Genomic DNA, 9,506 nt, shown 5'->3' with positions numbered 1-9,506 from the left:
CCCCTTCCTTCCCGCCGCAGGAGGCAGCTTCCCAAGAAGCTGAGGGAGGGGGGGACGTCAAAACAACGACGAGGACGCCATGACCGTGCAGAGCCCCCCCTCCAGGCCTCGCCGCGGCCGGCCGCGTGGCCGCGAGCTGGCGCCGCTGGCGCTGAACGGGCTGCGTACCCTGCTCGGCGACGAGCGCGCCGACCCGGCGCTGCGCCGCCGCGACCGGTTGATCGAACACCTCCACGCCCTCCAGGACGCCCATGGCCACCTGGCCATGGCCGAGCTTCGGGCGCTGGCCAGCTACATGGCCCTGCCCATGGCGGCCATCTACGAGACGGCCACCTTCTACGCTCACTTCGACGTGGTCCACGACGACCAGGCGCCGCTGCCGTCCCTCACCGTGCGGGTGTGCGACTCGCTCTCCTGCCGCCTGGCCGGTGCCGAGGCGCTGCATGCGCGGCTCGCGGCGGGGGCCGACCCTGCCGAGGTGCGGGTACTGCGGGCGCCCTGCATGGGGCGCTGCGACACCGCGCCGGTGGCGGCGGTGGGGCACCACCATGTACGCTACGCCACGGCCGAGGGGGTCGAGGCGGTGGTGGATACCGGCCACGTGCATCCCGAGGCGATCCTCTGGCAGCGCCTGGCCGACTACCACGCCACCGGCGGCTACCGGCTGCTGGAGGCGTGCCGCGCGGGCAGCGTCACCGTCGAGGCCCTCAGCGAGGAGCTCGAGCGCGCCGGGCTGCGCGGTCTGGGCGGCGCCGGCTTCTCCACCTTCCGCAAGTGACAGGCGGTGCGCGCCGAGCCGGCCCCCCGCTACGCGGTGATCAGCGCCGACGAGGGCGAGCCCGGCACCTTCAAGGATCGCTTCTACCTGGAGCGCGAGCCGCATCGCTGCCTGGAGGGCGCCCTGGTGGGGGCCTGGGCGGTGGAGGCCGAGGCTCTCTATCTCTACCTGCGCGACGAGTATCCCGGCCTGCACCGGGTGCTTACCGAGGCGATCGCCGAGCTCGAGGCCGCGGGCCTGGTCGCCCCAGGCTTCGTGGTGCTGCGCCGCGGCGCCTACTTCGACTTCGACGACCCCATGGGGGAGAGCACCTGCGTGGCCTGCGGAGAGTGCGTCCAGGCCTGTCCCACCGGGGCGCTGATGCCCGCCACCCTGATCGATGAAGCGGGTCGTGGCGACTCCGCCGTGGCCGACCGCCGGGTCGACTCCATCTGCCCCTACTGTGGGGTGGGCTGCCAGCTGACCTACCATGTGAAGGATGGTGCACCACGCATTGAGGAGCGCCGGGGACAGGACGAAGGGGAGGTCCGAGGACCAGGGATGGCCGAGGTAGCCTCCAGGGAAGGACTTGTAGCGCCTCCACGATGGTCCGACACTTCGGGTCCTGCCGCCGGATCAGCTCCGTCCAGTGCAGAAGCTGGGCGTATACTCTTTGTCACCGGTAGAAACGGCCCCTCCAACCAAGGCCGGCTCTGCGTCAAGGGGCGCTTCGGCTTCGACTACCCCAACCATCCGGCGCGGCTGACCCGGCCGCTGATCCGCCGCGAGGGCGTGCCCAAGGGGGTCGATCCCGACTTCGATCCGGCCGACCCGTTGACCCACTTCCGCGAGGCGGGCTGGGAGGAGGCGCTGGATCTTGCCGCCGAGGGACTCACCACCCTCAAGGCCAGCAATGGTCCCGAAGCACTCGCCGGCTTCGGCAGCGCCAAGTGCTCCAACGAGGAGGCCTGGCTGTTCCAGAAGCTGGTGCGCACCGGCTTCGGCTCCAACCATGTCGATCACTGCACGCGGCTATGTCATGCCAGCTCGGTCGCAGCCCTGATGGAGTGCCTGGGCTCCGGCGCGGTCACCGCGTCGTTTATGCAGGCGCTCGAGGCCGATGTGGTGATCCTTACCGGCTGTAACCCGGCGGTGAACCACCCGGTGGCGGCTACCTACTTCAAGCAGGCGGCCAGAAACGGCACCCGGCTGATTCGCCCCCGACGCCCCGGGCGAGGACGTGGTCTTCGCCGACGCCTTCCCCCGGGCCGGCGGGCGGGCGAGGTTCTCGCCCACCCGGCCGCTGCCGCCGGACGAGCCGGTGGACGCCGCCTATCCCGTGGTGCTCACCACCGGGCGGCTGCTGGAGCACTGGCACACCGGGGCCATGACCCGGCGCAGCCGGGTGCTCGACGAGCGCGAGCCCGAGGCGGCGGCCTTCCTGGCGCCGGCGGAGCTGGGGCGGCTGGGCGTGGCGCCGGGCGCGGCGGTGCGCATCGCCACCCGGCGCGGCGCCATCACCCTGACGGCGCGGGTCGACCCGGGCATGCCCGAGGGCATGGTGTTCGTGCCTTTCGCCTTCGTCGAGGCGGCGGCCAACCTGCTCACCAACCCGGCGCTGGACCCCGAGGGCAAGATCCCGGAGTTCAAGTACGCGGCCTGCCGGCTGTCGCCGGCGTCCTGACCACCAGCACCACCCCGGCGATGGCGATGGCCATGCCGGCGAGCGAGATCGGCGGCAGCGCCTCGTCGAACAGCCACCACGCCTGCAGGGCGGTGACCGGTGGCACCAGGTAGAAGAGGCTCGCCACCCGCGAGGCCTCGCCGCGCCGGATCAGGGCCATCAGCAGCAGGATGGCGCTGATCGAGAGCACCAGCACCAGCCAGCCCAGGGTCAGGGCGAAGGTGGTGGACCACTCGACCTCGCGGCTCTCGACGAGCAGGGCACCCAGCCCCAGCGCCGCGGCTGCCGCCAAGTACTGCACCACGGTGCCGGAGAGCAGCGGCATGCCGGTGCAGTAGCGCTTCTGGTAGAGGGTACCGCCGGAGATGCCCAGCAGCGCCACCAGCACCGCGCCCAGCGCCCCCAGGCCGAAGCCCTGGAAGAGCCCCTCGCCGGGATCCAGCTTGCCGCCCAGCACCAGCGCCACCCCGATGAGCCCCAGGGCCAACCCCAGCCACTGGCGTGTCGCCAGCCGCTCGCCCAGCAGCGGGCCGGCGAGCCCCGCGGTCAACAGCGGCTGCAGTCCCACCAGCAGCGAGGCGAGCCCCGCCGGCATGCCCAGGTAGATGCCGTAGAAGACCCCGCCCAGGTAGGCGCCGTGCACCAGCAGGCCCGAGACCGCGATATGCCCCCACAGCCGTGCGCCCCTTGGCCACTCGCCGGAGAGCCAGTGAGCCAGCGGCACCAGCAGCGCCAGGGTCAGGGCGAAGCGGGTGAACAGGAAGGTGAAGGGTTCGGCGTAGGGCAGGCCAAACTTGGCGCCGATGAAGCCGGTGCTCCACAGTGCCACGAACAGCAGCGGCATGGCGGCGAGCCAGAGTCGGTGGGGGACGAGCGGAGTCATGGGGCATCCTTGCGAGGCAAAGCCCGCATCATGGCCCCTGGTAAGCCCCCTTGCCAACCTTCCGCCGCCGCCGTGGCCGCCCCCTGGATCGGCAATGCCCAGGCCCAGGAGGGCATCCGCATCCGCATGCAGTCCTCCTGGCAGCCCGGTACCGTCGGCTACCGTACCTTCGAGAGCTGGGCCAAGGGGGTCGTCGAGTCCACCAGCGGCGAGGTGAGTATCGAGCCCTTCCCCGCGGGTGCCGTGGCCGGCGCCTTCGAGGTCGCCGACGCGGTGCGCAACGGGGTGCTCGACGGTCAGAACTGGTTCACCGTCTACTGGCCCGGCAAGATGCCCGCCGGCGTCTTCCTGACCGCCTACCCCATGGGCCTGTCGCTGCCTCACCAGTGGGACATGATGTTCGGTGCCTACGGTGGGCTGGACATCGCCAAGGACCTCTATCGCAAGCAGGGCCAGGAGCTGCTGGGCTACGTCCACCACGATCTCAACCTGATCCACTCCAAGGTGCCGCTGCGCAGCTTCGACGACTTCGACGGCGTCAAGATCCGCATGCCCGGTGGCATCGTCGCCGAGACCTTCGCCGCCATGGGCGCACGCACCACCCTGCTGCCCGGCTCCGAGGTCTACCCGGCGCTGGAGAAGGGCACCATCGATGCCGCCGACTTCACCGGCGCGGCGGTCAACTACGAGCTGGGCTTCTGGCAGGTCACCGATTACATCATCATGGGCCCGCCCTCCACGCCCTGTCTGCACCAGGCGGTCGACCTGATGGATATCGCCGTCAACCGTCGCGTCTATGAACGCATGTCCTCGCAGACCCAGGATCTGATGCATGACCTGGTGGCGGCCTACTCCCGCGAGCACTATGCGGCGATCCAGAAGGCCAACGCCGAGGCCTGGCCCAAGTACCGCGAGAAGGGCGTGGAGATCATCCACCTCTCCGAGGAGGACGCCAGCCGCTTCCGCGAGGTGGCCATCCCGCTGTGGTTCAAGTGGGCCAACAAGGGCCCCGACGCCGCACGCCTGTTCAAGGCGCACCTCGACACCATGATGGACCCAGCGGTGGCGCTGATCACCGAAGAGGACATCAAGGGCTACGAGCTAGACGCCTGACCCACCGGAGTGCCGGGCCGGTGGCCGCCAGCGGTAGTCACCGGCCGGGTCGATGCCCCCGTGCCTCCCGTCCCTTCCTGACTCGATGTTCCGTTGCCATGCCTCGGGGTGATGGCGCAACGGAGGAGTGTCCATGAATTTCGAGATCAATTACGTCCTGCCCCACTGGCTCTACTGGTCGGTGCTGATCCTCCTGCCCCTGGTGGTGATGATCTGCGTCGATCGCAGCTTCCGTCGCGGCGCGGTGGTCAGCGGCAGCGACACCGGCGAGCTTCCCGGCGAGACGCCGGCGGCGGGCTATCAGCCGCCCGGCAACCTGTTCACCGCCGCCATCGATCGCATCTCCGGCTTCTTCGGCCGTTATGTCGCCTACTGGTCGCTGATCGCCCCCTTCGTGTTCGCCTACGAGGTGTTGATGCGCTACGCCTTCAACTCGCCGACCAACTGGGCCCACGAGTCGATGACCCTGATGTTCGGCATGCAGTACCTGATGGCCGGCGCCTTCGCCCTGCGCGAGGGTGGCCACGTGCGCGTGGACATCCTCTACCAGCGCGCCCGGCCGCTGACCCGGGCGGCCCTGGACCTGCTGACCTCGGTGTTCTTCTTCATCTTCACCATCGGCCTGCTGGTGACCGGCTGGAAGTTCTTCTCCCAATCGGTGAGCGACCGGTACTTCTTCGGCGCCAGCTACGCCAACGAGGTCTCCTTCACCGAGTGGGCGGTGCAGTACTATCCGGTGAAGTTCATGCTCTTCTTCGGCGCCTTGCTGCTGCTGCTGCAGGGGGTCGCCCAGCTGATCCTTGACCTCCAGGCCTTCCGTCATCACCGCGCCAGCGAGCGCCACGGGCGCGGCTTCGCCCTCCTGCTGGTGGTGCTGGGCGTGCTGCTGGGCGCCTGGGTGGTGTTCGAGATGTTCAACATCGCCGTCACCGACTATCAGAGCCTGGCCGGCAGCCTCGAGAACAGCCTGAGCAGCGTCGGCATCGGCGGTCTCACCCTGGTGATGTTCGGCACCCTGATGGTGGTGCTGGTGCTCGGCATCATCTTCACCGGCATCGCCACGCCGGTGGAGGCGGCCGGCATCGGCACCTTCGGCGCCCTGGTGGTGGCCGCGCTGCACAGGCGCCTGACCTGGGCCAACCTGCACGCCGCCTGCATGACCACCCTGGTCGCCTCGGCGATGGTGATGTGGATCATCTTCGGCGCCAGCATCTTCGTCGGTTTCTACATCCTGCAGGGCGGCCAGACCTTCGTGCAGGAGCTGATCTCCGGCGCGGGCCTCGGCCCCTACGCGGTGCTGGCGCTGATGATGGTGCTGCTGGTGGCGCTGGGCATGTTCCTCGACTGGGTGGGCATCCTGCTGCTGGCGGTGCCGATCTTCGTGCCGCTGATCAAGGGCCTGGCCTTCGACGGCGTCTTCGGCCTGCCCGGCGTCGACCCCGCCGACGTCTCGCTGTGGTTCGGGGTCATCTACCTGGTCAACATGCAGATGTCCTTCCTCAGCCCGCCGTTCGGCTATGCGCTCTTCTACATCAAGGGGGTGTGCCCGCCGCATATCACCATGGCGCAGATTTTCCGCTCCTCCTTCCCCTTCCTGGGGCTGCAGGCGCTGGGGCTGCTGCTGGTGATCATGTTCCCGGCGCTGGTCACCTGGCTGCCCAACCTGGCCTACGGCTGACGGGACGGGCCACCACCGACGAGGGCGCCTGCGGGCGCCCTCGTTACATTCCGACACAAGGTCGCCTGAACTCCCCCGGGCACAGGCCGTCTCAGGGGGGCACATTCACGACGCACACCACACGCAACACCCTTGGAGGTTTCGATGAAACGGATGACCGCCCTGTTCTCCGCCGCCCTGCTCAGCGCCGGCCTGATGACGGCCACCGCCCACGCCCAGGAGGACGCGGCCACCCAGTCCGCCGACCAGGCCCAGGCCACCGCCCCGGCCCAGGACTTCTCCGACGACCAGCTCCAGCAGTTCGCCGATGCCTCCAAGGAGATCGCCGTGCTGTCTCAGGACTACACCAAGCGCCTGCAGGAGGCCGAAGGCGAGGAGGCCCAGCAGGAGGTGCGCATGGAGGCCAACGAGGAGATGGTCAAGGTGGTCGAGGAGAGTGGCCTCGATGTCGACACCTTCAACGCCATCGGCCAGGCCATCCAGCAGGACCCCGAGCTGATGCAGCGTGTCCAGGAGATGGCCCAGTCGTAAGCCGCTCCTGAGACGACGCCGACTCCCATCGGCATTCGACGGCCACCCTCCGGGGTGGCCGTCGTCGTGTGGGGCAGGGCGCTTTACAGCGCACCGGCAAGCTTCCAGACTTGGCGCAAACGGCCAGGCTGCGGAGGCAACCCATGGAACCGGAATGGCTGGAGATACGCCAGCACATGGGGCGGTTCCCGCCCTTCGATACTCTCTCCGACGAGCTGCTCGACGAGATCGCCGGCCAGGTGGAGGTGGCCTACTACCGCGCCGAGAGCGATATCTTCGTCGCTGATCAGGAGGTCGACGTCCTGGGCTATGTGCGCAGTGGTGCGGTGGAGGTGCGGCGCCGCAACGGCGACCTCTATGATCGCCGCGGCGAGGGGGAGATCTTCGGCCACTTCAGCCTGCTGCGGAACTACAAGGTGCGCTTCCCCGTGCGCGCCCTGGAAGACAGCCTGATCTATTTTATCCCCGACGCCGTCTTCCAGCGCCTGTGCGAGGAGGATGAGCACTTCGCCGACTTCGTCGAGCTGGAGCGCCCGCGCCTCGAGAGTGCGGTGGAGCAGCAGAAGCAGCAGAACGACATGATGATCACTCGGGTGCGCAAGCTGCTCACCCGCTATCCGCTGATGCTGGAGGCACGCACCACGCTGCAGGAGGCGGCCGGCCAGATCAGCGACTTCGGCGCCTCGGCGGTGCTGGTGCTGGACACTCCCGGCGACAACCCGCGCTATACCTTCCGCGACAGCGAGGAGCGCGCCTGGCAGGTGCGCGGCATCCTCACCGACAGCGACTTCCGCCGCACGGTGGCGGAGGGGCGACCGCCCGATACTCCCATCGGCGAGGTGGTGGGTGACCGGCTGGTGGCGATCCAGTCCGATGAGTCGGTGCACGAGGCGATGCTGACCATGTTGCGCAATAACATCCACCACCTGCCGGTGATGCATCGCCGCAGCCCGGTGGGCATCGTGCACCTCTCCGATATCATCCGCTACGAGACCCACTCCAGCCTCTATCTGGTCAGCAATATCTACAGCCAGTCCACCGCCGAGGGGCTGGCCAAGCTGGCGCCGGACGTGCGCGCCGCCTTCGTGCGCATGGTGGAGGACGGTGCCGACTCGCGCATGATCGGCAGCGCACTCTCCACTATCGGGCGCAGCTTCACCCGCCGCCTGCTGGAGCTGGCCGAGGAGGAGCTGGGGCCGCCCCCGGTGGCCTACTGCTTCATGGCCATGGGCTCCATGGCGCGCAACGAGCAGACCCTGGTCACCGACCAGGACAACGCCCTGGTGCTCTCGGACGACTTCGATCCGAAGACCCACGACGACTACTTCCTGGCGCTGGCCAAGCGGGTCAGCGATGGCCTGGCGGCCTGCGGCTACAGCTACTGCACGGGCGACATCATGGCCACCAACCCCCGTTGGCGCCAGCCGCTGTCGGTGTGGAAGGGCTACTTCCAGGAGTGGATCCGCGACCCCACCCCGGAGCGCCTGCTGCACAGCTCGATCTTCTTCGACCTCGACGCGGTCTACGGCGAGAACCCCTTCGTCGAACAGCTCCAGGACCAGGTGGCCGAGCAGGCGCCCCAGAGCAAGCTGTTCCTCGCCGCCATGGCGCGCAACGCCCTCAACCGCACCCCGCCGCTGGGGTTCTTCCGCACCTTCGTGATGGAGAAGGATGGCAAGCACAACAACTCCATCAACCTCAAACGCCGCGGTACCGCCCCGCTCACCGACCTGATCCGCGTCCACGCCCTGGCCTGCGGCTCCCGCGCCCAGAACAGCTTCGAGCGCCTCGACGACATCGACCGCACCCAGCTGCTGGCGCCGGGGGTGAGCGACAAGCTGCGCCACGCCCTGGAGTTTTTGACCATGTCGCGGATCCGTCACCAGGTGATCGACATCCAGCACGAGCGCACCCCGGACAACAACATCGAGCCGGAGAACGTCAGCGACAGCGAGCGCCATACTCTCAAGGACGCCTTTCAGGTGCTGAGCAACGCCCAGAAGTTCCTCAAGTTCCGCTATCCGCTGCCGGCCGCCGCCGAGCGGAGGCGGCGCTAGGTGGCCCTGCGTCGCGCGCGGGCGCCGGGCTGGCCGGAGTATCTGGCCGACCGCGCGGGCCGGGTGAGCCATCCGCTGCTGGCCGACTTCTTTTCCGCCGGCTGTCCGGCGGCCGACACGCCCATCGGTGAGGCGCCGCTGGTGGCGCTGGATATCGAGACCACCGGCCTCGACCCGCGTCGCCATGCCATCGTCAGCATCGGCATGGTGCCCTTCAGCCTGGCGCGGATCCCACTGCGTGAGGCGCGCTACTGGGTGCTCAAGCCCTATCGCGAGCTCACCGAGACCTCGGTGACCCTGCACCACATCACCCATGACGAGGTGGAGAATGCCCCGGACCTGGTTGAGGTACTGCCCGAGGTGCTGGAGGTGCTGAAAGGGCGCTTGGCAGTGGTGCACTATCGGCATATCGAGCGCGGCTTCTTCGATGCGGCCGTCAAGAACCGGCTGGGGGAGGGGCTGCTGTTTCCGGTGATCGACACCATGTCGCTGGAGGCGCGGCTCCATCGCCAGTCGCCCTGGGCGCGCCTGCGTCGCTGGCTGGGGCGCCCGCCGGTCTCGATCCGCCTGCAGGCGAGCCGCGACCGCTACGGCCTGCCATCCTACCAGGGCCACCACGCCCTGATGGACGCCCTGGCCACCGCCGAGCTGCTGCAGGCCCAGGTGGCAACGCGCTTCACGCCGCACACCCCGGTCTCGGCGCTGTGGAGCTGACCCCGCACCGACGCGGTCCCGGAACGCAACGAGGCGGCCCGCAGGCCGCCTCGTTGGGTCTTGCCGGCGGCTCGTCGCGAGCCGCCGTG

General features: G+C 68.9%; 8 protein-coding genes and 1 pseudogene. 8 read left to right on the top strand and 1 reads right to left on the bottom strand.

From position 1 onward, the window contains the following. Nucleotides 1–79 precede the first annotated feature (79 nt). From Q673_RS28505 to Q673_RS36960, 3 genes and pseudogenes are all read left to right on the top strand, one after another. Nucleotides 80–778, top strand: a complete 699-nt coding sequence (locus Q673_RS28505) for an NADH-quinone oxidoreductase subunit NuoE family protein (protein WP_023006131.1) — start codon at nt 80–82, stop codon at nt 776–778. A gap of 6 nt (nt 779–784) precedes the next feature. Beyond that, nucleotides 785–1,903: pseudogene (locus Q673_RS36965) on the top strand (molybdopterin-dependent oxidoreductase); the annotation flags it as partial. A 94-nt stretch (nt 1,904–1,997) separates the two neighbouring features. After that, nucleotides 1,998–2,441 carry a molybdopterin dinucleotide binding domain-containing protein gene (locus tag Q673_RS36960; protein ID WP_023006129.1) on the top strand — a complete coding sequence of 148 codons (444 nt, stop codon included), beginning with the start codon at nt 1,998–2,000 and terminating at the stop codon, nt 2,439–2,441. Here Q673_RS36960 and Q673_RS28495 read toward each other — a convergent pair. Next, nucleotides 2,404–3,324: a DMT family transporter gene (locus Q673_RS28495; protein ID WP_023006128.1), complete on the bottom strand. Its 921-nt coding sequence runs from the start codon at nt 3,322–3,324 to the stop codon at nt 2,404–2,406. The genes Q673_RS36960 and Q673_RS28495 overlap by 38 nt on opposite strands. Nucleotides 3,325–3,354: 30 nt before the next feature. Here Q673_RS28495 and dctP point away from each other — a divergent pair, with 30 nt between their 5' ends. The 5 genes from dctP to Q673_RS28470 all read left to right on the top strand — a co-directional run bounded on the left by dctP (nt 3,355) and on the right by Q673_RS28470 (nt 9,417). Beyond that, nucleotides 3,355–4,437 (top strand): TRAP transporter substrate-binding protein DctP, encoded by a 1,083-nt coding sequence (dctP, locus tag Q673_RS28490; RefSeq protein ID WP_031218202.1) that lies wholly within the window; start codon nt 3,355–3,357, stop codon nt 4,435–4,437. 133 nt (nt 4,438–4,570) lie between these two features. Next, entirely contained in the window at nt 4,571–6,115 is a 1,545-nt protein-coding gene (locus tag Q673_RS28485) for a TRAP transporter large permease subunit (protein WP_023006126.1), read from the top strand. A 144-nt stretch (nt 6,116–6,259) separates the two neighbouring features. After that, nucleotides 6,260–6,646 (top strand): DUF4168 domain-containing protein, encoded by a 387-nt coding sequence (locus tag Q673_RS28480; RefSeq protein ID WP_031218200.1) that lies wholly within the window; start codon nt 6,260–6,262, stop codon nt 6,644–6,646. A 143-nt stretch (nt 6,647–6,789) separates the two neighbouring features. Next, nucleotides 6,790–8,703, top strand: a complete 1,914-nt coding sequence (locus Q673_RS28475) for a DUF294 nucleotidyltransferase-like domain-containing protein (RefSeq protein ID WP_023006124.1) — start codon at nt 6,790–6,792, stop codon at nt 8,701–8,703. Then, nucleotides 8,704–9,417: a 3'-5' exonuclease gene (locus Q673_RS28470; RefSeq protein WP_023006123.1), complete on the top strand. Its 714-nt coding sequence runs from the start codon at nt 8,704–8,706 to the stop codon at nt 9,415–9,417. Nucleotides 9,418–9,506 lie beyond the last annotated feature (89 nt).

This window comes from Halomonas sp. PBN3 (assembly GCF_000475415.1).
GTDB lineage: Bacteria > Pseudomonadota > Gammaproteobacteria > Pseudomonadales > Halomonadaceae > Halomonas > Halomonas shengliensis.
The sequence above is the reverse complement of the archived record's forward strand: the minus strand, read 5'-3'. Positions and strand labels throughout refer to the sequence as shown.

Excerpts from the sequence above, each read along its gene's own strand:
- Q673_RS28495 (WP_023006128.1), bottom strand. The coding sequence starts at position 3,324 with ATGACTCCGCTCGTCCCCCACCGACTCTGGCTCGCCGCCATGCCGCTG.
- Q673_RS28475 (WP_023006124.1), top strand. The coding sequence starts at position 6,790 with ATGGAACCGGAATGGCTGGAGATACGCCAGCACATGGGGCGGTTCCCG.
- Q673_RS28480 (WP_031218200.1), top strand. The coding sequence starts at position 6,260 with ATGAAACGGATGACCGCCCTGTTCTCCGCCGCCCTGCTCAGCGCCGGC.
- Q673_RS28485 (WP_023006126.1), top strand. The coding sequence starts at position 4,571 with ATGAATTTCGAGATCAATTACGTCCTGCCCCACTGGCTCTACTGGTCG.
- Q673_RS28505 (WP_023006131.1), top strand. The coding sequence starts at position 80 with ATGACCGTGCAGAGCCCCCCCTCCAGGCCTCGCCGCGGCCGGCCGCGT.
- dctP (WP_031218202.1), top strand. The coding sequence starts at position 3,355 with ATGGCCCCTGGTAAGCCCCCTTGCCAACCTTCCGCCGCCGCCGTGGCC.